The 21,110-nt window shown below is 71.5% G+C and carries 19 protein-coding genes; 12 read left to right on the plus strand and 7 right to left on the minus strand.

What is annotated here, in order from left to right:
* The first annotated feature begins 101 nt into the window (after positions 1–101).
* Positions 102–2,132, plus strand: a complete 2,031-nt coding sequence (locus ABZV93_RS14490) for an HNH endonuclease (protein ID WP_354935053.1) — start codon at positions 102–104, stop codon at positions 2,130–2,132.
* 23 nt (positions 2,133–2,155) lie between these two features.
* Here ABZV93_RS14490 and ABZV93_RS14495 read toward each other — a convergent pair whose 3' ends face one another.
* Genes ABZV93_RS14495 through ABZV93_RS14505 form a run of 3 tightly spaced genes read right to left on the minus strand, consistent with a single transcriptional unit; the run spans position 2,156 to position 5,202 of the window.
* A complete protein-coding gene (locus ABZV93_RS14495; RefSeq protein ID WP_354935056.1) occupies positions 2,156–3,031 on the minus strand; it encodes an ABC transporter permease in 876 nt (291 codons plus the stop codon).
* Positions 3,018–4,007 (minus strand): ABC transporter ATP-binding protein, encoded by a 990-nt coding sequence (locus ABZV93_RS14500; protein ID WP_354935059.1) that lies wholly within the window; start codon positions 4,005–4,007, stop codon positions 3,018–3,020. The genes ABZV93_RS14495 and ABZV93_RS14500 overlap by 14 nt, the downstream gene beginning before the upstream one ends.
* A gap of 34 nt (positions 4,008–4,041) precedes the next feature.
* Entirely contained in the window at positions 4,042–5,202 is a 1,161-nt protein-coding gene (locus ABZV93_RS14505) for a hypothetical protein (RefSeq protein WP_354935062.1), read from the minus strand.
* Between the two features lie 189 nt (positions 5,203–5,391).
* Here ABZV93_RS14505 and ABZV93_RS14510 point away from each other — a divergent pair, with 189 nt between their 5' ends.
* Genes ABZV93_RS14510 through ABZV93_RS14525 form a run of 4 tightly spaced genes read left to right on the plus strand, consistent with a single transcriptional unit; the run spans position 5,392 to position 9,591 of the window.
* The gene (locus tag ABZV93_RS14510; protein ID WP_354935065.1) at positions 5,392–6,072 is read left to right on the plus strand and encodes a response regulator transcription factor; all 681 of its coding nucleotides are present in this window, start codon (positions 5,392–5,394) and stop codon (positions 6,070–6,072) included.
* Positions 6,073–6,127: 55 nt separating this feature from the next.
* A complete protein-coding gene (locus ABZV93_RS14515) occupies positions 6,128–7,561 on the plus strand; it encodes an ATP-binding protein (RefSeq protein WP_354935068.1) in 1,434 nt (477 codons plus the stop codon).
* 50 nt (positions 7,562–7,611) lie between these two features.
* Complete coding sequence (ftsY, locus tag ABZV93_RS14520; protein ID WP_354935071.1) at positions 7,612–8,799, plus strand: signal recognition particle-docking protein FtsY; 1,188 nt, start codon at positions 7,612–7,614, stop codon at positions 8,797–8,799.
* Between the two features lie 9 nt (positions 8,800–8,808).
* Positions 8,809–9,591, plus strand: a complete 783-nt coding sequence (locus tag ABZV93_RS14525; protein WP_354935074.1) for a GNAT family N-acetyltransferase — start codon at positions 8,809–8,811, stop codon at positions 9,589–9,591.
* Positions 9,592–9,613: 22 nt separating this feature from the next.
* Here the strand turns inward: ABZV93_RS14525 and ABZV93_RS14530 are convergent, their stop codons facing one another.
* The gene (locus ABZV93_RS14530) at positions 9,614–10,186 is read right to left on the minus strand and encodes a TetR/AcrR family transcriptional regulator (RefSeq protein WP_354935076.1); all 573 of its coding nucleotides are present in this window, start codon (positions 10,184–10,186) and stop codon (positions 9,614–9,616) included.
* 64 nt (positions 10,187–10,250) lie between these two features.
* On the opposite strand from ABZV93_RS14530, the gene ABZV93_RS14535 reads away from it, so the two are divergent.
* The 6 genes from ABZV93_RS14535 (at position 10,251) to trxA (ending at position 17,034) form a co-directional block, all read left to right on the plus strand.
* Positions 10,251–11,258 (plus strand): SDR family NAD(P)-dependent oxidoreductase, encoded by a 1,008-nt coding sequence (locus ABZV93_RS14535; RefSeq protein WP_354935079.1) that lies wholly within the window; start codon positions 10,251–10,253, stop codon positions 11,256–11,258.
* Positions 11,255–12,592, plus strand: coding sequence for an aspartate aminotransferase family protein (locus tag ABZV93_RS14540; RefSeq protein WP_354935082.1), 1,338 nt, complete (start codon positions 11,255–11,257; stop codon positions 12,590–12,592). The genes ABZV93_RS14535 and ABZV93_RS14540 overlap by 4 nt, the downstream gene beginning before the upstream one ends.
* A 102-nt stretch (positions 12,593–12,694) precedes the next feature.
* Complete coding sequence (locus tag ABZV93_RS14545) at positions 12,695–14,509, plus strand: ABC transporter substrate-binding protein (protein ID WP_354935085.1); 1,815 nt, start codon at positions 12,695–12,697, stop codon at positions 14,507–14,509.
* Complete coding sequence (gene ggt / locus ABZV93_RS14550) at positions 14,506–16,170, plus strand: gamma-glutamyltransferase (RefSeq protein ID WP_354935088.1); 1,665 nt, start codon at positions 14,506–14,508, stop codon at positions 16,168–16,170. The genes ABZV93_RS14545 and ggt overlap by 4 nt, the downstream gene beginning before the upstream one ends.
* A gap of 94 nt (positions 16,171–16,264) precedes the next feature.
* Entirely contained in the window at positions 16,265–16,666 is a 402-nt protein-coding gene (locus ABZV93_RS14555; RefSeq protein WP_354935091.1) for a MerR family transcriptional regulator, read from the plus strand.
* On the plus strand, positions 16,657–17,034 hold the full coding sequence (gene trxA, locus ABZV93_RS14560) for a thioredoxin (protein ID WP_354935094.1): 378 nt from the start codon (positions 16,657–16,659) through the stop codon (positions 17,032–17,034). The genes ABZV93_RS14555 and trxA overlap by 10 nt, the downstream gene beginning before the upstream one ends.
* 30 nt (positions 17,035–17,064) lie before the next feature.
* Here trxA and ABZV93_RS14565 read toward each other — a convergent pair whose 3' ends face one another.
* Genes ABZV93_RS14565 through ABZV93_RS14575 form a run of 3 tightly spaced genes read right to left on the minus strand, consistent with a single transcriptional unit; the run spans position 17,065 to position 19,357 of the window.
* Complete coding sequence (locus ABZV93_RS14565; protein WP_354935097.1) at positions 17,065–17,784, minus strand: GAF and ANTAR domain-containing protein; 720 nt, start codon at positions 17,782–17,784, stop codon at positions 17,065–17,067.
* 47 nt (positions 17,785–17,831) lie between these two features.
* Positions 17,832–18,596: a GAF and ANTAR domain-containing protein gene (locus ABZV93_RS14570; protein ID WP_354935100.1), complete on the minus strand. Its 765-nt coding sequence runs from the start codon at positions 18,594–18,596 to the stop codon at positions 17,832–17,834.
* Between the two features lie 11 nt (positions 18,597–18,607).
* Positions 18,608–19,357 (minus strand): GAF and ANTAR domain-containing protein, encoded by a 750-nt coding sequence (locus ABZV93_RS14575; protein ID WP_354935103.1) that lies wholly within the window; start codon positions 19,355–19,357, stop codon positions 18,608–18,610.
* Positions 19,358–19,580: 223 nt separating this feature from the next.
* Between ABZV93_RS14575 and ABZV93_RS14580 the strand changes: the two genes are divergently transcribed.
* The gene (locus tag ABZV93_RS14580) at positions 19,581–21,032 is read left to right on the plus strand and encodes an anthranilate synthase component I family protein (protein ID WP_354935106.1); all 1,452 of its coding nucleotides are present in this window, start codon (positions 19,581–19,583) and stop codon (positions 21,030–21,032) included.
* Positions 21,033–21,110: the final 78 nt, after the last annotated feature.

Consider the following 21,110-nt stretch of genomic DNA (forward strand, 5'->3'; position numbering starts at 1 on the left):
GAGCATCGGTGAGAACGGGTCCAATCTGCCCTGTGGGTAAGGGGTTTCCTGCGGGAATCGGCTGATCTTGTCCGGTAGAATCGAACACATGAGCGATGGCGGTGAGTGCTTCGGCGACGACCACCTGGGTGGGGACCCGGGTGGTCGTGGGGGTGCTGCCATCGGGGTTGGCGGACATGCCTGCTGGGCCGCGGCTTGCGGTGCTGGTTGCCTCGGTGGACCGCAGACTGTGTAACGGGTTCGAGCTGGAAGAGCTGGTCAGGGCGCGTCGGAAGCTGATCGGCTGGCTTGAGGCCGAGTGCCTGTCCGATGTGAACGAGTTGGCCCACGCCGCCCCCGGTATGCCTGAGGAGCCGGCGCAACGCAGTGTCGAGTTGGACTCGATGACCCAGGTCGTTCTGGAGGCTCTGCTGGGGTGGTCCGGCTATCACGCCGACTGGTATCTGACGCTGGCCACCACCCTTCCCCGGCTGCCCCGGGTGCGTGCGGCGTTGGCGTCGGGGCGGTTGGAGTTGGCTGAGGTCCGCATTCTCGTGGACCGGATCACCGACGCCAAACCGCATCTGTGGGGCGCGATCGAGGACGCGATCTTCCCCAAGGTGCTGGAACTTCGTGGCGGGTTGTTGCGGGCGAAGGTGGAGGCCGAGGTGGTCAAGGCCGACCCCGAAGCAGCAACCAAACGCCACCGTGCCGCAAGGGCCGGGCGCAATGTCGCGATCTGGCCCGCCGTCGACGGAGTCGCCGACCTCGCCATCCGCGGACTGTCCGCTGATCAAGCGGCGGAGGCGTACGGCTACGTCGACGCCATCGCCCGGGCCGTCAAGTCCAGCGGCGACCCCCGCAACCTCAGCCAGTTGCGTGCAGACGTGGCCTACTCCCTGCTCGCCGGCACCGCCGACATCACCGGCTGCTCCGCACCCACGGCCGGCGACGACCACGCCGACCAGGACCAGCCGCCAGCCGAGACTGAAGATGACGAGCCAGAGCAGGACGAGCCAGAGCAGTGCCCCGCCGGAGGCAGTGCGCGGCAGGGGCAGGCCGACACGGAGCAGCTCGAGGATGAGTCGCCGGCCCAAAATGACGTGCGGCCCGAGACCAATACCGAGCCGGCGCAGAGCGATACCGATCAGGACGGGAAGGGGCAGTGTGCCGTTCACCGGTTCCCCGACCACGACCTGCACGACAGTTGGTGTGAGTGTGGTGACTGTGCCCCGGCTCCGGTCCCCAGCTGCAGCGTGTGCGGGGCGGCCGCGATGCACGGTGTTCCGGTCCACGACACCGCCGCTCACCACGCAGCTGGGAAGAACGCCGCAGACCGCTACGCAGCCGGGCAGAACTCGACGGAGTGCGATGCGCCCGCGGAGGATTCGGCCACCGCTGACAGCGATGCTCCTCCCGCCAAACCTTCTGCGTCGGGGCAGATCCCGCGGCAGAATCGGCCACTGGATGAGACGGCCGACCCGCCGGAGCAGCCAGTTCCACCCGACCCGCCACCGGACAACTCGACACCGCCAGCCGAACCACCGCCCTGGTCTTCCACGCAGCCGAGCTGGGGGCCGATCCGAACGCGCGCCAAGATCCAGCTGAACGTGCCGTTGACCACGCTGATGGGGTTGTCCACCCGGCCCGGGGAGCTCGGCGGGTGGGGACCGGTGATCACCGAGGTGGCCGAGCGGTTGGTGGCGAACAACCTCACCAATCCCGAAGCCAGGTTCAGTGTCGGGGTCAGTCATCCGGTCACGGGGCGGTTACTGCATTTGCATCCGCTGCCGGCGAGGTTCCTGCGCGGACTCCAGGCCGAGTTGGTGCATGCCCGCGACCAGCGGTGTGTGTGGACCACCTGCCGCAGGCCCGCGGCGACGTGTCACCTGGACCACAACACCGAGTACGCCGACGGCGGGGAGACCGGTGTGGACAACATCGCACCGCTGTGCCCGCGCCACCACAAGGCCAAGACGGAACGAGACTGGAAACTGAAGCAGACCGGGCCCGGAGAGCACACCCTCACCGACCCCTTCGGCCGCAGCTACAGCAGCGGGGCACCATCCCTCACCGACCCCGTGGTGCCGGTCGAACCCGCAACAGCCACCGCCGGAGCGCGGCCGGCCGACGACGACCTCCCGCCCTTCTGAACGCCTGCCAGTGGGCCGCCGGTTCAGCTGGTCACGTCGCGGCCGGCGAACCTCGCCCACGCAGCGGCGAGGAAAACCACGATGTAGGCGAGGGAGAGCCACAGCCCCGGCGCCACCGACTCGGTGGCGATCGGCGAGCGCAGCAGGTCGCCGAACCCGGTCCAGTAGTGGGTGGGGAGGTACGGATGCAGCCAGTCCAGCTGGGGGATCACGCCCAGGATCTGGCTGGTGAGGCTGAGGATCACCGTGGCGATGGTGGCCCCGATGGGCTGTTCGGTCAGCGTGGACACGAACAACCCGATCGCGCCCAACGTGGACAGGCAGACGGCGAGGTAGGCACACACCAGCAGCAACCGGCCCAGCCCGTCGGCGAACCCCACCTGGACACCGGACAGCAACAGCATCGGCCCGCCGCCGAACAGGATCAGCCCGGCACCCGCGCCCACGACCGCGACCAGCAGCGTGCAGGCAAACGCGAACACCACGATGCCGGCGTACTTCACCGCCAGCAGCCGGGTGCGTTCGACCGGTACGGCGAGCAGGCCGCGCAACGTTCCCTGGTTGGCCTCTCCGGCCACCGCGTCACCGGCGATCGCCGACACCGCGAGCGGAAGGAACAACGGGAGCTCGACCGTGAGTGCGGCGAGCGCCACGAACAGGCCGTTGGAGGTGATGCCGGCGAAGAAGTTCGGGCCGTCCTCGCCCCCACCGCCGGAGGACGGCGAGGACAACTTCACCGAGATGGCGATGATGAGGGGTACGGCGGCGAGCACCGCCATCCCCGCCCAGTTGCGCCGGCGGCCGAACAGCAGCGTCAGCTCCGACCAGAAGAACCGCGGGCTCACCCGGCGGTGCGGCCGCGCGCTCGCCCGGTCGACGATCGGCTCAGCCGCTGACATCGAAGCCCTCCCCGGTCAGTGACACGAACACGTCCTCCAGCCCCGGTGTCTGCACACCGAACGCGCGTACGGGCACACCGTCCTCCACCAGCACGGGCACGATCTTCTCCGGCGGCACGTCACCGATCAGCGCGCTGACCTTCGTCCCGGCCACCGCGAGTCCTGTCAACCCGAACCTGCGCAGCGTCCCCTCGGCGAGGTCGGGGCGTTCGGTCTCCACCCGGACCCGGGCCTGCGCGCTCGACCGCACCTGTTCCAGCGGTGCCTGGGTCAGCAGTTTCCCCACGTGCATGACGCCCACGTGGGAACAGATCTGCTCGACCTCCGACAGCAGGTGCGTGGACAACATGACGGTCGCGCCGTCGCGCGCGAGGTCGGTGACCAGGTTGCGCACCTCGCGGGTGCCCTGCGGGTCCAGGCCGTTGGTGGGTTCGTCGAGGATCAGCAGGTCCCGCGGCTGGAGCAGTACGGCCGCCAGCCCCAGCCGCTGCCGCATGCCGAGGGAGTAGGCGCGATAGCGCTTGCGGGCGGCCGCGAGCAGTCCCACCCGGTCCAGGGCGGCGTCAACTCGTCGCCGTGCGGTCGCCGGGTCGGCCGTACGGTCGGCGGCGTCCAGCCGGTGCAGGTTGGCGCGTCCGGACAGGTAGGGGTGGAACGCCGGACCCTCGACCAGCGCACCGATCCGGGGGAGTGCCTGGGCGGACTCCCGGGGGATCGCCCGGCCGAGGAGCTCGTGCCGGCCGGCGGTCGGCCGGACGAGGCCGAGCAGCATCCGGATCGTGGTCGTCTTGCCCGAGCCGTTCGGCCCGAGAAAGCCGTAGACGGCACCGGTGGGGACGGTCAGGTCGAGGTCGTCGACCGCGACCTGACCGGACCGGAACCTCTTGCGCAGTCCGTACGTACGGATCGCCGGGGTGTCCTCGTGGTGCCCGCCGTGCCGGTCGGCGGGCACCACCGTGGACGCGGACTCGCTCACGGCGCCCCGTCCTCGTTCATCTCGTACGTCCGGTTCACTTCGTCGAGCCGGCGACGGAGTACAGCCTGTCCGGGGACACCGCACCGGCCAGCACCCGGCCGTCGTCGGTGACCAGCACCGAGAACAGCGAGCCCTTCAGGACGCGTCCGCTGCCCCAACTGCCGCTGACTTTCGGCAGGGCGTTCAGCACCTGGCCGAACTCACCGAGCTTGCCATTGGGCTGCTGACCGGGCCGGCCATCGGGCTGGCCGCCGGGCCGCCCGGCCTGGTCGGACGGCATCGTGGCCACGACCACACTGGTCCAGCCCTTGCCGACCACCCGCGGCTCCTGCGCCGACCGGGCCGGAGCACTCCGTTCGTGGTGCTTGCGGACGGACTCCTTCCCGGCTTCGGTCACCTTCGTACCGGGCGGCGGGGTGAACCGGAACTGGTCTGCGCTGGGCCGGGTGAAGCTGATCGAGGTGAACCCGACCTGGAACGCCGGGTCGCTCGCGCCCTTGGCGAAGACCTGCACCTGCAGCGGAACGTGCCGGGCGCCGTCGATCGCCAGCCGGACCTGGCCGACCAGGGAGGAGCTGTCGCGCGGGGTGAGGATCAGCAGGTACGCCGACCGGCCGGCCACCTTCGCGGTGCCGTCGGTGGTGACCTTCGTGGTCGGGTCGAGCGCCTTCAGCGCCTGGTCGGCGGCTTCCTGCGGCGTCTTCGGCAGGTCCGCGGGCAGCTTCGACGGATCCGGAGCGGCGTGCTCCGACTTCGCCGGCAGCGTGCGGTGGGTTGCCGAGCGCTCCTGGCTGGACCAGAGCCACAGGTCGGAGCCGTTGCGTACGACATCGGACTCGCCCAGCGTGCCGAGCAGCGCCAGGCGTACCCGCTGCGGACCGTCGAACCACACGCGCAAGGTGTGGTTGCCGCTGACGAGCGAGCTGAGGTCGGAGCTGCCGCCTCCGCCGTCCAGGGCGGGAAGCTTGGGAAGTCCGAGGTCGGACTGCTGGGAGACGGTGCCGGAGAACGGCGCGGGGTCGGCCTTCTGCAGGTCGACGAGCAGTTGGGCGGCGGTCCGGGGCGGCAGTGCGCCGGCCGCGTCGGCCCGCAACATGGTGCCGGCCGTGCCGGCGGTGAGCACCAGCGCCAGGACGGCCACCGGGGCCAGCCAGCGCAGGGCGGGGCGGGACGGGAACAAGCCGGGCCTCCTCACGAGATCTCCTCAAGGAGTGAAGGGACGTCGGCCTCCATCCTGCGTGGTGCCGCCTGTGAGCACGCTGAGAAGGTCCCTGAGAAGACCCCTGGGTGCGACCCGGAGAAGTCCGAGAGGAGGTCCCTCCCGCGAGACATTCCGTTCGCGCCCGCTCGCCCGGGCCGCTCGGCGCGTGTCACGCTGGTGTGCGTGCGACTGCTGCTCGTCGAGGACGAACCTCGGCTCGGCCGTGCCCTGGTGCGCGGCCTGACCGCCGAGGGTTTCGTGGTCGACCTCGCCACCGACGGCCGCGACGGGCTGGACCGCGCGCTGCACGGCGGGTACGACGTGGTGGTGCTGGACGTGATGCTGCCCTCCATGTCCGGGTACGACGTCGTACGCGCGCTGCGCGCCGACCAGCGCTGGGTGCCGGTGCTGATGCTGTCGGCCAAGGACGGCGAGTACGACCAGGCCGACGGGCTCGACGCGGGCGCCGACGACTACCTCACCAAGCCGTTCTCCTACGTCGTACTGGTGGCCAGGCTGCGCGCCCTGCTCCGCCGCGGCGCCCCGGAACGCCCGACCGTACTCGCCGCCGGTGACCTCACCCTCGACCCGGCCAGCCGGCGGGTGACCCGGGCGGGTACGGAGATCACGCTGACCGCACGGGAGTTCGCGTTGCTGGAGTACCTCATCCGGCGACCCGGCGACGTGGTGACCAAGATCGAGCTGCTCGACCACGTGTGGGACGCCACCGACGCCACCGACCCGAACGTCGTCGAGGTGTACGTCGGCTACCTCCGCCGCAAGATCGGCCGGTCGGCGCTGGAGACCGTGCGGGGGGCGGGCTACCGGCTGGCCGCCGACGCTGCGACCACAGGGTCGCGGTGAGGCGCGGTGAGTCGCGGTGAGTCGCGGTGAGCCGGGGCGACCGTGAGGTGAACCGGTGAACGCGAGCGGGCTGACCGGCCGGTGGCACCGGCTGACGCTGCGCGGCCGGCTGATCCTGATCGGCTCGGTCGGGGTGGCCGCCGGGCTCGCGCTGGGGGGCCTGATCCTGGTCCGGACGCTGGAGTTCACGCTGCAGCGCAACCTGGACGAGGGCGCGGTCGGCACCGCTCGTGACGTCGCCGCGCTCGCCCACGCCGGTCGGTTGTCCGACCCGATTCCGGTCGGCGGCGGGGTGGCGTTCGTGCAGGTGGTCGACGGGCAGGGACGGGTGATGGCGGCGTCGGCGGGGGCTGACCGGCTGGTGCCGGCGCTCCGCCCGGGTGACCTCGCGTCGGCGCGCAGCGGTGCCCGGCTGACCGTGGACGGAGAACAGCTGGGGATCACCGGTGCGGTCCGGGTGGTCGGCGAACCGCTGCCGGGCGAGCGGACGGTGCTGGTCGCGGTGTCCGAACGCGGGATGGCCGAGTCGATCAGCGTCGTCAAGGGGACCCTGCTGGTGGCGTTCCCGATCCTGGTCGGGCTGCTGGCGGCGGTCGCGTGGCGGGTGGTCGGCTGGACCCTCGCGCCGGTGGAGGCGCTGCGGCGGGGCGCGGCGGAGATCACCGGGACGAGCTCGGCGCGGCGGCTGCCGGTGCCCGCGGGCAACGACGAGGTGCACCGGCTCGCGGTGACGCTGAACGACATGCTCGGGCGACTGGAGTCGACCCGCGGTCGGCAGCGGGCGTTCGTCGCCGACGCCGCGCACGAGCTTCGCAGCCCGCTGGCCAGCATGCGTACCCAACTGGAGGTCGCCGTCCGGCTGGACTCGTCCGGCCCGTCGGGCGGGTCGTCGGGCGGCTCGTCGGGCGGCTCGGCGGGGGAGTTGCTCACCGACCTGCTCACCGACGTGAACCGGCTGGCCGACCTGACCAACGACCTGTTGCTGCTGGCCCGCGCCGACGAGGGCGCCCTGCCCCGGCCGGCCGAGCGGGTGGACGTGGCCGCGCTGGCCAAGGAGCTGGCCGGCCGGTACGCCGACGCGCGCGTGCCGGTCCGGGTGGACGCGCCCGGGGCCCGGTGGGTACGCGGCACGCCGGGCGCGCTGCGGCAGCTGATCGGCAACCTCGCCGACAACGCCGTCCGGCACGCCGCCACCCAGGTGCTGGTCACGGTGGAGGAGCCGGGGGACGACCCGGTGGACGGCCCGGGGGAGGGCGTGCTGATCACGGTCGCCGACGACGGCCCGGGGATCGCGGCCGCGGACCGGGACCGGGTGTTCGACCGGTTCACCCGGCTGGACGACGCCCGGGCCCGCGACGACGGCGGCAGCGGGCTGGGCCTGGCGATCGTGCGGGAGCTGACCCGCCTCCACGGCGGCACGGTGACGCTGGCCGACGCGGGGCCCGGCGTACGGGCCGAGGTACGGCTTCCGGCGGCCGACCAGCCCTGACCGCCCCGGGCGTCGGCGGTTCCCGGCCCGGTCTGGGAGGATGAACGATCGTGGAGTACGTCGTCGCAGCCATCGTCATCGCAGTCATCGCCCTCGGCGCCGCCGGAACGTTCCTGATCACCAGGGTCCGCCGCCGTGAGCTGCCGCCGCAGGCCGACCGGGGCACCGGCACCATCGCGCGGCCCGCGGAGGAGGAGTCCGAGGCGGAGGGCCCGGTCACGACCGCCGAGCGCCCGAGCGGCACCGGCGCCCCCGCACCGCCCACCGAGGAAGTCGATCTCGTCGAGCCGCCCGCACCCACCGTGGAGCGGCCCGAACCCGCCCAGGGCCGCCTGGTCCGGCTGCGTTCCCGGCTGGCGCGTTCGCAGAGCACGCTCGGCAAGGGCCTGCTGGCGATGCTGTCCCGGGACCGCATCGACGAGGACACCTGGGAGGAGATCGAGGACTCCCTGCTGTCCGCCGACGTCGGGGTGGGGCCGACCCAGGAGCTGGTCGAGCGGCTGCGCACCCGGGTGCGGGTCGAGGGCATCGCCAGCCCCGAGCAGGCGCGGGAGATCCTCCGCTCGGAGTTGCTGCACCTCGTCGGCACCGATATGGACCGCTCGGTGCACGCCGACCGGACCCTCACCAACCCCGCCGTGGTGCTGGTCGTCGGCGTCAACGGCACCGGCAAGACGACCACCTGCGGCAAGCTCGCCCGGGTACTCGTGGCCGAGGACAAGGACGTCATCCTGGGTGCGGCGGACACCTTCCGTGCCGCCGCGGTCGCCCAGCTGGCCACCTGGGGTGAGCGGGTCGGCGTACCCACCGTGCGCGGTCCCGAGGGCGGCGACCCGGCAAGTGTGGCGTTCGACGCGGTGAAGGCCGGGGTCGAGCAGGAGTCCGACGTGGTGATCGTCGACACCGCCGGCCGGCTGCACACCAAGACCGGCCTGATGGACGAGCTCGGCAAGGTCAAGCGGGTGATCGAGAAGCAGGCGCCGGTGAGCGAGGTGCTGCTGGTCATCGACGCCACCACCGGGCAGAACGGCCTCACCCAGGCCAGGGTGTTCTCCGAGGTGGTCGACGTCACCGGCATCGTGCTCACCAAGCTGGACAGCACCGCCAAGGGCGGCATCATCATCGCCGTCCAGCGTGAGCTCGGCGTGCCGGTGAAGCTCGTCGGCCTCGGTGAGGGCGCTGACGACCTGGCGCCGTTCGTGCCGGAGGAGTTCGTCGACGCGCTGCTCGCGGACTGACGACCGGCGATGACCGCCGACGAGGCGATTCGGCCCGACCTGCCGGTGGACGCACGGGTGTGGGCGGCGCACGCCGACGCCTGGCAGGCGATGGGCCGGATCCGGGTGGCCGGGGGCGGCGGCGCGGCGCGGCTGCCGGGCTGTGCGGTGATGGCCTCCGGACTGCCGTATCCGCAGTGGAACAACGGCGACGTGACCGACCCGGCGACGTTCGACCTGGCGCAGGTGAGCGCGTGGTACGCCCCCCGTGGCGTGCCATGGGGAGTTCGGGTGCCGGCGGGCACCGCCTGGCCGTACGGGCGATGGCTGTTCCGGAAGCGGTGCATGGCGCTGGTGTCGTCGGCGTACGAACGTCCCGCCGCGCCGCCGTCCGGGCTCGTCATCGCACCGGCCGGTCCCGGCAAGGCGGAACTGTTCGCCACCGTGGACGCGGAGGCGTTCGGCGACCCGGTGGAGCAGAACCTCGCCTGGGTACGCCCACAGCTCGGCGCGGACGGCTTCCGGTCCGTGCTGGCCCTGCTCGGCGGCGAACCGGTCGGCGTGGCCACCGGCATCCGCACCAGCGGCCCTGGTGGGGAGAGCGTCGGCGTCTTCGGCGTGGGCGTCCTGCCGCGTGCCCGGCGGCGCGGCATCGGCGCCGCGCTCACCGCCGACATCCTGGACTGGGGGTTCGGCGACGGCGCGACGCTCGCCCACCTGAACCCCGAGACCGAGGAGGCGGCCCGGCTTTACGCGCGGCTGGGCTTCACCGAGGTCGCCGGCCTGGACATCTACGTCGACCTCGACCGCTGACCGCACCGCCCGGCCTGCCCGCTCAGCGGGTCAGCAGCTCGACGGCCACCTTGAGGCGTTCGAGGAAGAACTCCCGTGACGGCGCCTGGTGCTTGAGGCCGATCGACGCGCTGATCATCGTCCGGGCGATACCGACCGCCGCCTTCCGTCCTGTCCGCACGGCGATCGCGGCGGTGACCAGTTCCTCGAACCGTCGTGGCGCGGTCTGGAGGATCTCGCCGAGCAGTTCGGGGTTGGCCTCGATCACCTCCGTGACGTCGCGGCTCAGCGGGCCGACGTAGCGGCCCGCCCATTGGTCGAACGCCTCGACGAGCCGCTCGGTCAGGGGTCGCTCGGTGTCGGCCAGGACGCGCTCGACCGCCGAGAGGTCACGCTCCAGGGCCTGGGTGACCGCGGCCCGGAACAGCTCCTCCTTCGAGGCGAACAGGAAGTAGAGCCCCGGCCGGGAGATCCGCGCGGCCCGGGCCACCTCCTCCATCGAAGTCTTCCGGTAACCGAACCGGGCGAACGTGGACAGGGCGGCGTCCAGGACCGTGGTCCGCCGGTCGGTGTCACCGGGTGCCGAGGACGGGCGGCCGCCGTCGGGGCTGCTCATGGGCCGAGCATACGGAGCGATGGTCTAGCTATACAACTTGGGTCTAATGTGTATAGTCGCGGTCATGGCCCAGTCCCCGCTCATCTCCACCCCGTTCACCGCCGCCAGCACCGCGGACGACGTACTGGCAGGCGTCGACCTGACCGGGGTCCGCGCCGTCGTGACGGGAGGTTCCTCCGGAATCGGGACCGAGACCGCTCGCGCGCTGGCCGCCGCCGGCGCGGAGGTCACCCTCGCCGTCCGGAACCCGACCGCGGGCGACGCTGTCGCCGGCGCGATCGCTGCGTCCACCGGAGGAATCCGACCCCACGTCGCTCGGCTCGACCTGGCCGAGGCGACTTCCGTCGTACGGTTCGCCGACGCGTGGCACGGCCCGCTGCACCTGCTGATCAACAATGCCGGCGTGGTCACCGGCGGCCTCGAGCGAACTCGCGAGGGTTGGGAGCTGCAGTTCGCGACCAACCATCTCGGCCACTTCGCGCTCGCTGCCGGCCTGCACGGCGCGCTGGCCCTGGGGGCTTCGGACCGGGACGGGGCTCGGATCGTCGCGGTGAGCTCGACCGCGCACATGCGTTCCGGGGTCGACTTCGGTGACCTGCACTTCGAGCGTCGCGACTACGACCCGCAGCTCGCCTACGCCCAGTCGAAGACGGCGAACTCGCTGTTCGCCGTCGAGGCCACCCGGCGATGGGGGCCGGACGGGATCGTCGCCAACGCGGTCAACCCCGGCGGCGTCGCCACCGGGCTGCAACGGAACTTCACCCCGCAACAACGGCAGTCGCTGGACGCGGCCGAGGCCGCCGGCGTCTTCACCTACAAGACGGTGGGGCAGGGGGCCGCGACCAGCATCGTCGCGGCCGTCCACCCGGCCTTCGCGCACTCCGGCGGGCACTACCTCGACGACGCGCAGGAGGCGTACACCGTGCCGAACGACGCCGACCTCGCGCGGCACCCCCACGGCGTCAAGGAATGGGCGCTCGATCCGGCCATCGCCGATAGCCTCTGGGAGGTCTCGGCCGACCTGCTGTGCGAGGCTGGGGTCAGCACACCGACGCAGGAGGAGTGGCGATGACCAGCACCGACCGGGGCGGCGACGGGAGCATCGACCGGGGCGGCGACCTGCTCGCCCGGCACCGGGCGGTGATGCCGAACTGGCAGGCGCTCTACTACGACGACCCGCTGGAGATCGTCGGCGGGCAGGGGCGGCGGATCACCGGCGGCGACGGCCGGACCTACCTGGACTTCTTCGCCGGGATCCTGAGCAACTCCCTCGGCTACGGCGTACCCGAGATCACCGAGGCCGTCCGCCGCCAGCTCGACACCGGCGTGGTGCACACCTCCACCGCCTACCTCGGCCGGGCGCAGGTGGAGTACGCCGAGCGGGTCGCGGAGCTGTCCGGCATCCCCGACGCGAAGGTGTTCTTCGTCAACTCCGGTACCGAGGCCAACGAGGCCGCGCTACTGCTCACCACCCACGCCCGGCGCAGCAACCAGGTGCTGGCGCTGCGCAACTCCTACCACGGCCGGGCGTTCGCGACGGTGGCGATCACCGGCAACCGCAGCTGGGGCACGAGCTCGCTGTCGCCGGTGCACGTGAGCTACGTGTACGGCGGCTACCGCTACCGCAGCCCGTTCCGCCATCTGTCCGACGCCGACTACATCGAGGCGTGCGTGGAGGACCTGCGCGACGTCATCCAGACCACCACCGCGGGTGACGTCGCCTGCATGATCACCGAGCCGATCCAGGGCGTGGGCGGGTTCGCCACCCCGCCGGACGGGCTGTTCGGCGCGATGAAGCAGGTGCTGGACGAGTACGGCATCCACTTCGTCACCGACGAGGTGCAGACCGGCTGGGGCCGCACGGGCGAGCACTTCTGGGGTTACCAGGCACACGACGTGGTGCCCGACGTGCTGACGTTCGCCAAGGGCGCCGCGGGCGGGCTGGCGATCGGCGGCGTGGTCGCCCGCGCGGACCTGATGGACGGGCTGAACGCGAGCGGGCTGTCGACGTTCGGCGGCAACCCGCTGGCGATGGCCGCCGCGAACGCCACCCTGGACTACCTGCTCGCCCACGACCTGCAGGCCAACGCCGCCAAGCTCGGCGCGAAGCTGATGTCGGGGCTGCGGGCCCTGGCCGACGGTACGAGCATCGTCGGCGACGTACGCGGCAAGGGCCTGATGATCGGTCTGGAGCTGGTCGAGCCGGGCACCGACGCGCCCAGTCCGCGGGCCGCCACGATGGTGCTGGCGGAGTGCCGGCGCGATGGGCTGCTGGTCGGCAAGGGTGGACTGCACGGGAACGTCGTCCGGATCGGACCGCCGCTCACCCTCACCGAGGACGAGGCCGAGGAGGGCCTCGCGATCGCCTCCGACGCGATCGGGCGAGTGTACGAAGCACTGGTCTGATGTAACACGCCGGTCATCCGGATCCGGAAACTCCTGTCCTATCGAGGACTGCGGGCTGCCCGACGCTATCCAGCCGTCGCGTACCGCCTGGACAATCGGCAGATGCCCTCACACTTTTCGAGCGCTCCACAGCTGACCCGGCGGGACGTCCTGGCCGCGATGGGAGCCGGTGCCGGTGCCTGGGCGCTGGCCGGATGCCGGCAGGGCGGCGATCCGGGTGCGGCCGGTGCGCCCACGGAGTTCCACGGCGGTACGGCGTACCAGGTGCCGCCCAAGGGCCACTTCAACCTGATGGACGGCGTGACCGATGCCATCCTCGGTGACCACTTCTACCTCGACCTGATCCTCGCGCCGGGCGCGATGTACCGGTGGAAGGAACAGAAGTGGGAACCGATGCTGCTGGAGAAGTGGCACGTCGACGAGGCGGCCCGCACCTTCACCTGCACGCTACGGTCCGGGCTGAAGTGGAGTGACGGCAGGCCGATCACCAGCAAGGACGCGGTGACCACCTTCTGGTGCCTGCGGATCATGCGGAACTCGCTCTGGGACTACCTCGACGACGTCAGCGCGCCCGACGAGCGCACGGTCGTGCTCACCATGAAGAAGCCCTCGACCGTGGTGGAACGCTACGTGCTCCGACAGCACCTGCACGCGGACGCCACCTACGGTCCGTGGGCGCGCCGCGCGCAGCGGCTCTTCGGCTCCGGCAAGGACCTGGACACCCCCGAGGGCAAGCAGTTGAACGAGGAGTTCCAGGCGTTCCGGCCCGAACGTGCGGTCGTGTCCGGCCCGTTCGACTACAGCTACGACACCATCACCAACGCCCAGCTGACGTTGGTGAAGAACCCCCACGGGTACGCCGCGGACAGGATCGCCTTCGACAAGGTGATCGTCCACAACGGCGAGACGACCACGATCACTCCGGTCGTGCTCGCGAAGAGGCTCGACTACGCCACCCACGGCTTTCCGGTGGCGACCGAGAAGCAGCTTGTCAGGAAGGGCTTCCGGATCATCCGGCCGCCGGTCTACTCCGGGCCCGCGCTGCTGTTCAACCTCGCGCGGCTGCGGGAGTTCGCCGACCCGGCGGCCCGGCGGGCGGTCGCGCACGCGATCGACCGGGACCTCAACGGCAAGGTGTCGTTGGCAAGGTCCGGCCGTGGCGTGCGTTACCTGGCGGGGTTCTCCGACAACCTCGTACCCCAGTGGATGTCCGCGGCCGACCGCGATCGGCTGGACCCCTACGAGTTCGACCAGGACAAGGCGGCCGGGCTGCTGACCGGAGCGGGATGGCGCCGTCAGGGCAAGCGGTGGTTGACACCGCAGGGAAAGCCCGCGGAGTACGAGATCACCTTCCCCGCGGAGTACGCCGACTGGTCGGCCTCCGGTGAGAACGCCGCCCGTCAGCTGTCCGACTTCGGCATCAGGGTCACCCCGCGCGGAGTCACCGAGTCCCAGCAGCCGATCGACGTGGACAAGGGCAACTTCTCCCTGGCCATCCAGTCGTGGGGCACCTCGGCGCACCCGCATCCGCACTTCGCCTTCGTGCAGGACCTGTTCATCCACAACATCCCGGTGGCGGCGAACCAGGGTGGCAGGGGGATGGGGTTCGCGTTGCGGCAGGCCACGAAGGTGCGCGGCCGCGTGGACCTGCAGCGGCTGGTGATCCAGGCGGGTGAGGGGCTCGACGAGGCGGCGCAGCGGGCCACCGTCACCACTCTCGGCCTGGCCTTCAACGAGTTGCTGCCGATGATCCCGCTGTTCGAACGGCACGGCAACAACCCTGCCCTGGAAGGGGTCCGGGTCACCGCGTGGCCGCCCGACAGCGACCCGCTGCTGCAGAACTCGCCGTACGCCGACAACTTCACGATCATGCTGCTGTACGCCGGACGACTCCGGCCCGAGAAGGGAGCACGATGAGCACGGAAACCACGGGGACCACGGAAACCACCGGCTTCCCCTGGTCCCGCCGCCGGATCGCCCCGGTGTTCGCCGAGGGCGGGATGGTGGCCTCGGCCCATCCGCTGGTGACCGGCACCGGGCAGCGGGTGCTCGCCGACGGCGGCAACGCCGTGGACGCCGCGGTGGCCTCGGCGCTGGTGGCGGCGGTGGTGATGCCGGAGATGTGCGGGCTGGGCGGAGACCTGTTCGCGCTGGTGCACGACCCCGCGGCGACCGGTCCCGATGGCACCGTGACGTCCTTCCAGGGCAGCGGAATCGCGCCCCGTGCGGCGAGTCCTGCGTCGATGCGGGCCGCCGGCGACGGGGTCCACCTGCCGGGGCGAGGCCCGCTGTCGGTGACGGTGCCCGGCGCGGTGCACGGCTGGTTCACGTTGCTCGAGCGCCACGGCACCCGGACGTTCGCCGACCTCGCCCGGCCCGCGATCGGCTATGCGTACGGGCATCCGGTCTCGCCGGTGCTGGTGGGCTTCATCACGAAGTTCGCCGACCTGCTGGCCGCTGCGCCGACCTCGGCGCGGGTGTTCCTTCCCGACGGCAGGCCGCCAGTGCCGGGCAGTGTGCTCGCGCAGGCCGACCTTGCGCGCACCCTCGAGCAGGTCGCCGCGAACGGCCCCGAGGTCTTCTACCAGGGCGAGATCGCCGAGCGGATCGGCGCGTTCATGGCGCAGGCCGGCGGTGCACTGTCGGCGGCGGACTTCAAGGACCACCACACCGACGTGTCGGCTCCGCTGTCCACGACGTACCGGGGCCACCGGGTGTTCCAGACCTGCCTGCCCAGCCAGGGGCTGGTGATGCTGGAGGCGCTGAACATCGCCGAACACTTCGACCTCGCCGGCATGGGCGCCGCCTCACCAGAACGTACCCATCTCCTGGTCGAGGCGACCAAGCTGGCGTTCGCCGATCGGTACGCCCACTGCTGCGGCGACGCGGCGTTCGTCGCCTCGCCGACCGAGCGGCTGCTGTCCAAGGACTGGGCGACCGAGCGGGCCGGCCTGATCGGGCGGCAGGCCCGCCACGACGTGCCCGCCGGCGCGTTCGATCCCGGCCACACCACCTACCTGTGCGTCACCGACCGTGACGGCATGATGGTCTCGTTGATCCAGTCCGTGGCGGCCAACTTCGGCAGCGGCCTGGTGGCCGGGGACACCGGGGTCCTGCTCAACAACCGCTGCCAGGCGTTCTCCCTCGACGAGGCCTCGCCCAACGTCTTCGCGCCCGGCAAGAAGCCGATGCACACGCTCAACTGCTACCTGATCGCCGACCAGCAGGGCCGGATGAGCGTCGTCGGCGGCACGCCGGGCGGTGACCGCCAGCCCCAGTGGAACCTCCAGGTGATCACCGGGCTGCTCGACCACGGCTTGGACCCGCAGCAGACGGTCGAGCAGCCGCTGTGGATCAGCTCCCCGTCGGCAGGGGAGGACGGCAGGTTCACGCTGACCCTGGAGGGCCGGGCCGGCGCGGAGTACGCCGCGGCGCTGGCCGAGCGCGGGCACGACGTGGCGGTCGGCGGCGACTGGAGCGCGGAGAGCGGAGCCCAGGTGATCGCCCGCGACCCGGTGACCGGTGTGCTCACCGGCGGCAGTGACCCGCGTACCGAAGGATCCGCCCTGGGCCTTTAGACCCCGCAGGAGCCGAACTGCCGCGGAAATCTCCGGCCGCGCGCTGGCGTTGACGCCGACGTCAAGGTTTAGGTTCGGTGGTCGAGGAGGCCAGATGCGCATCGGAGAGCTTGCCGAACGAACCGGCACGACCACGCGGGCGTTGCGGTACTACGAGTCGCAGGGGCTGCTGGCGGCCCGGCGGGCGGCGAACGGCTACCGCGACTACGGCGACACCGACCGGCGGATCGTCGAGGAGATCCGGTCCCTGCTGGCGATCGGGTTCTCGCTGGAGGAGACGCGGCCGTTCGTGGAGTGCCTGCGGTCCGGGCACGAGGCCGGCGACGTGTGCCCCCACTCCGTGCAGGTCTACCGCGCCAAGCTCGCCGAGATCGACGACTGCCTCACCCGGCTGGGCGCCGTACGCGACCAGATCCAGGCGCAGTTGGCGACCGCCGTGCAGCGGAGGGCCTCCGCCCAGATCGACCACACCGTTGGAGATTCGACATGCTGCTGAACGACAACCCCTCCCGCGCGTCCTGCCCGTCCGCCGGCAAGGAACTCGAGGCGGTCACCGACGCGACCTTCGCCGACCGGGTGCTGGGCAGTGATCTGCCCGTGCTGGTGGAGTTCTGGGCGACCTGGTGCGGGCCGTGCCGGATGCTCGGGCCGGTGCTCGAGCAGATCGCCGGGGAGTACGCCGACCGCCTCCGGGTGGTCAAGATCAACTACGACGAGAACCCGCAGACCGGGATGGCCACCCATGTCATGGCCGTACCGACGATGCAGGTCTACCGCGGCGGGGAGATGGTGAAGTCGCTGGTCGGCGCGCGCTCGAAGGCGCGGCTGCTGACCGAGCTGGAGGACGTGCTCTCACCCGCCTAGCCCACGGCGGCCGAGCGCCTGGCCCTCCCCTCAGGTGTCGAGGGTCAGGCGCAGGCGGCGTTCCACGACCTGCTCGGCGACGTCGTTGAGGCGTTCGCCGTGTTCGTAGGCGTAGGCACGCAGCAGGTCGATGGCCTGCTCGTTGGGGATGTCGAGCTGGCCGGAGACCATCCCGATCGCGAGGTGGACCAACTCGTGCTGCAGCCGGGACAGTTCGTACAGGTCGGGCAGGGTGTCCGTCTGCTGTTGCCGGAGCTGGTAGTTGAACAGCACGACCGCCACGGCGTCGGCCACCAGAAGTGCCTCGATGACCTCCAGCAACGGACCGGGGTGGACGCGATGGAAGTCCAGCACCCCCAGACTTGCGGTGCCGACCCGCAGCGGCATGGCGAAGATCGCCCGCACTCCCATGGGTGCTATCTCGCGGGTGAACATCGGCCAGCGAACGGTCGCCTCCGCCGACTGCAGGTCCGGGACCAGGACCGGTTGGTTGTCGTGGAACGCCGACACACAAGGGCCCTCACCCAGCCTGTACTGCAGCTCCTCGATCTCCGCGCCGACGTCGTTGCTGGCGCCCAGCAGGGTGCGGCCGCCGGCGATGCCGGAGTTCATCAGGGACAGTCCCACGCCGTCGATCGGCAGCAGGTCCACGACGGTGTCGCACACGCGCTGGGGGAGTTCGGTGACCCGATCGGCGTCGGTCACGATCGCGGCCAGCTCGTCGATCAGTCGCAGGCGGTCCAGCGGCATGTGTCACCTGCCTCGATTGTCGGGTGAGCCCGCCGCGGGCCCGGTCACTACGTCGCGGGTGGGTCGGCCTCGGAGACGGCGAGCTGTCCCTCGACCAGGGCGGTGGCCAGGTCGGTGAGGCGCCGGCCGGTCTCCCGCGCGCGCCGGCGCAGTACGGCGTACGCCTCGGCCATGTCGTAGCCGCCGTGCTGGGCGATCATGCCGGTGGCCTGCTCGATGATCACGCGCTGGTTGAGCACCGCGAGCCGCTGCTCGACCGGAAGCTCCGGGCGGCGCAGGGTGCGTTCGTGGACGACCGCGATCGTGGCCAGGTCGGCGAGTGCCTGGCCGACCCGGTGCTGGTACGGCGACAGCGGCACCGGTTGCTCGCTGAGCAGGTTCAGCGCACCGATCAGGTCACCGCGCAGCCGCATCGGCATGGCCGCGATCCCCCGGAACCCGGCGGCGGTGGCCCGCTCGGCGAACTCCGGCCACCTGCTCGCGTCCGGCCCGCCGAGGTCGACGGTGTTGAGCGGCTCGCCGGTGCGGAAGCACTCCAGGCAGGGACCGTGGTCGGTCTGCAGCTGCAGCAGTTCCAGCAGATGCATCTGTTCACTGGACGAGGCGATGGTGCCCAGCGCTCCCCACTGGTCGGCGAGCATCACCCCGGCCGCCTGCACCGGCAGCAGGTCGACGCACATCGCCGTCACCCGGTCGAGCAGTTCGATCGGGTCGTAGTCGTGGACCAGTGATTCGGTGAGGTCCGCGAACTGCACCGGAAAGGCGTTCTCGCCTCGGGTGGGTCCTTCGCCTCGGGTGGGTGTGGTCGTCATGATGATCACCGTCAGCCCAGGTCGGTGTCGGTGTCGATTTCGGGGTCGGTGTCATCGCCCGGATCGAGGGCCAGCCTGCGTGCCACCACGTCGCGGGCCACGTCGATCAGCGGCCGGTCCTCGGCGAAGGCGTGGGCCCGTAGCCGTGCCAACGCCGTGGCGACCGGAACGTTCAGCTGGACGGCGACCATCCCGGTGGCCTGATGAACCTCCGCCCGCGCCAGCCCTCCGCCGATGAGTTCCTCCAGCAGCTCCGGTGGAGCCGTCCGGCCCCCGGCACTGGGATTGAGCACCGCCCAGGTCGCCGCGTCCGCGGCCCGCAGCGCGATCGTCAGCTCGTCCCGGGACAGCGGCCCGTGCGCCAGCCGGTACAGGTCCAGGATCCCCAGCCTGGCGCCCCCGATCCGCATCGGCAGCGCGTACAGCGCCCGGGCGTGTGTGGCACGGGCCCCGTCGGCGAACCCCGGCCATCGGGTGTCCGCGGGATCGGCTATGTCGGACACGAGCACCGGGTGGCCGAGACTGTGGGCGTCCAGGCAGGGCCCCTCGGCGAGGCTGAACTGCAGCTCGTCCAGGCGGGTGGCGATCTCGTCGGTGGCACAGATCGGCTCCTGCCGATCCGGGTCGCTGATCAACGTCACCGCCGCGCCGTCGGCCAGCGACGAGGCCACGACGGCCTCGCAGATCCGCCGCGGCGCGTGCGGTCCGTTCTGCGCCACGAGTCTGCTGAGCTCCCGGGCCAGCTCCTCGTACTCGGCCATCATGTCTTCCCGAGGACATGCCTTCCGGACGACTCCACCAGCGACGCTATGCCGGTGATCGTTCGGCCGAACAGGGCAGCAGGGCCTCACCGAACGGGCACATCGTCTCCCGGTACGCCGAGCGGGTGAAACCCGGCATTGACAGAGGTTGGGCATGGGAGTCGACGCGGCTGTCCAGGCCGGGTTGACAGTGGCCCGGTGCCGGCGGCCTACGCTGAGCCGGGTGACGAGGTGGGTGCTGCGCTGCCGGGAGCTGCCGGCCATGCCGGACGCCGAGCAGGCGTTCCGCGCCCTCTTCGGTGCCAGTCGCTACGCCTACTGGCTGGACAGTGCCATGAGCGCCATGAGCGAGATCAGCCCGATGGCCGGCGGATCCGCGAGGTACTCCGTCCTCGGTGAGTGTGCCGGCCCGCACGCCGACATCCTCACCGACCGCGTTCCGGCGCCGTCGGTCGCGCCGGGTACGACCACCATCTACGAACGGCTCGAACGCCGGCTTGCCGACCGGCGAACCGACGTCCCGGCGGGGCTGCCCGCCGATCTCGCCTGCGGCTACGTCGGCTACTTCGGCTACGAACTGAGGGCCCATGACGGTGCGCCCTCACCGCACCGGTCGGAGCTGCCGGACGCGTACTGGCTGGCGGCGACGAGATACCTCGCCCTGGACCACGTCGCCGGACGCGCCTGGGTGGTCGAGCTCGGCACCGCGGAGACTCCCGCATGCTGGCTGGACACCGCGGCCGCCAGGCTCGCGGGCCTCACCTCGAGTGCCCCGGAGAAGCCAAACGACGCGGTGCTGGACGGGGGCCCGGAGCCCGATCCCGAACCCTGGCTGGCACGTCCGCGGGAGACCTACCTGCGCGACGTACGGCACTGCCTGGACCGGCTGCGGGCCGGTGACAGCTACGAGATCTGCCTCACCGACACGGCGGAGCTGCCCTTCGCGGGCGGGGCGGGTGAGACGGCCGAAGCCTTCGAGGCGTACTGCCGGCTGCGCCGCCGCAACCCCGCGCCGTACGCCGCCTACCTGCGCCTGGACGACGTCCACGTCCTGTCCGCGTCGCCGGAACGCTTCCTTCGGGTGGACGCCCAGGGGTACGCCGAGTCCCGGCCGATCAAGGGCACCTCGCCCCGCGGCGACGACCCGGCGGCCGACGACCTGGCCCGCAAGGAGCTGTCGGCGAGTACCAAGGCGCAGGCGGAGAACCTGATGATCGTGGACCTCGTCCGCAACGACCTGGGCCGGGTGTGCGAGCCGGGCAGCATCGGCGTACCCGCGTTCTGCTCGGTGGAGTCCTACGCCACCGTCCACCAGCTCGTCTCCACGGTGCGCGGCCGGCTGCGGGCCGACGTGACCGCGGTGCGCGCCGCCCGGGCCTGTTTCCCGCCCGGCTCGATGACCGGTGCGCCGAAGCTGTCCACGATGCGCATCCTCGACCGGCTGGAGACCCGGGCGCGCGGCATCTACTCCGGGGCGCTCGGCCACTTCGGGCTGGCCGGCACCGCCGACCTGAGCGTGGTGATCCGGACTGCCGTGATCCACCGCGGACGGCTCACCGTCGGCGCGGGCGGGGCGATCGTGCTGGACTCGGACCCGGCGGACGAATGGGACGAGATGCTGGTCAAGGCCGCCGTCCCGCTGCGCGCACTGGTCGTACCTCCATGTGAGGAGTGAGGGGATCCGTCCCCACGTTCACACGGAATTCACACTCGCGCCCGGCTCCGTCATCGGCCCGAAACATCGCACTCCCGC

It is taken from the genome of Actinopolymorpha sp. NPDC004070, assembly GCF_040610475.1.
Lineage (GTDB): Bacteria > Actinomycetota > Actinomycetes > Propionibacteriales > Actinopolymorphaceae > Actinopolymorpha.

What these genes read in the sequence shown, in the direction of transcription:
- ABZV93_RS14535 (WP_354935079.1), top strand. Translation starts at nt 10,251, where the DNA reads ATGGCCCAGTCCCCGCTCATCTCCACCCCGTTCACCGCCGCCAGCACC.
- ABZV93_RS14525 (WP_354935074.1), top strand. Translation starts at nt 8,809, where the DNA reads ATGACCGCCGACGAGGCGATTCGGCCCGACCTGCCGGTGGACGCACGG.
- ABZV93_RS14530 (WP_354935076.1), bottom strand. Translation starts at nt 10,186, where the DNA reads ATGAGCAGCCCCGACGGCGGCCGCCCGTCCTCGGCACCCGGTGACACC.
- ABZV93_RS14540 (WP_354935082.1), top strand. Translation starts at nt 11,255, where the DNA reads ATGACCAGCACCGACCGGGGCGGCGACGGGAGCATCGACCGGGGCGGC.
- ABZV93_RS14565 (WP_354935097.1), bottom strand. Translation starts at nt 17,784, where the DNA reads ATGCCGCTGGACCGCCTGCGACTGATCGACGAGCTGGCCGCGATCGTG.
- ABZV93_RS14495 (WP_354935056.1), bottom strand. Translation starts at nt 3,031, where the DNA reads ATGTCAGCGGCTGAGCCGATCGTCGACCGGGCGAGCGCGCGGCCGCAC.
- ABZV93_RS14570 (WP_354935100.1), bottom strand. Translation starts at nt 18,596, where the DNA reads ATGACGACCACACCCACCCGAGGCGAAGGACCCACCCGAGGCGAGAAC.
- ABZV93_RS14575 (WP_354935103.1), bottom strand. Translation starts at nt 19,357, where the DNA reads ATGGCCGAGTACGAGGAGCTGGCCCGGGAGCTCAGCAGACTCGTGGCG.
- ABZV93_RS14555 (WP_354935091.1), top strand. Translation starts at nt 16,265, where the DNA reads ATGCGCATCGGAGAGCTTGCCGAACGAACCGGCACGACCACGCGGGCG.
- ABZV93_RS14545 (WP_354935085.1), top strand. Translation starts at nt 12,695, where the DNA reads ATGCCCTCACACTTTTCGAGCGCTCCACAGCTGACCCGGCGGGACGTC.
- trxA (WP_354935094.1), top strand. Translation starts at nt 16,657, where the DNA reads ATGCTGCTGAACGACAACCCCTCCCGCGCGTCCTGCCCGTCCGCCGGC.
- ggt (WP_354935088.1), top strand. Translation starts at nt 14,506, where the DNA reads ATGAGCACGGAAACCACGGGGACCACGGAAACCACCGGCTTCCCCTGG.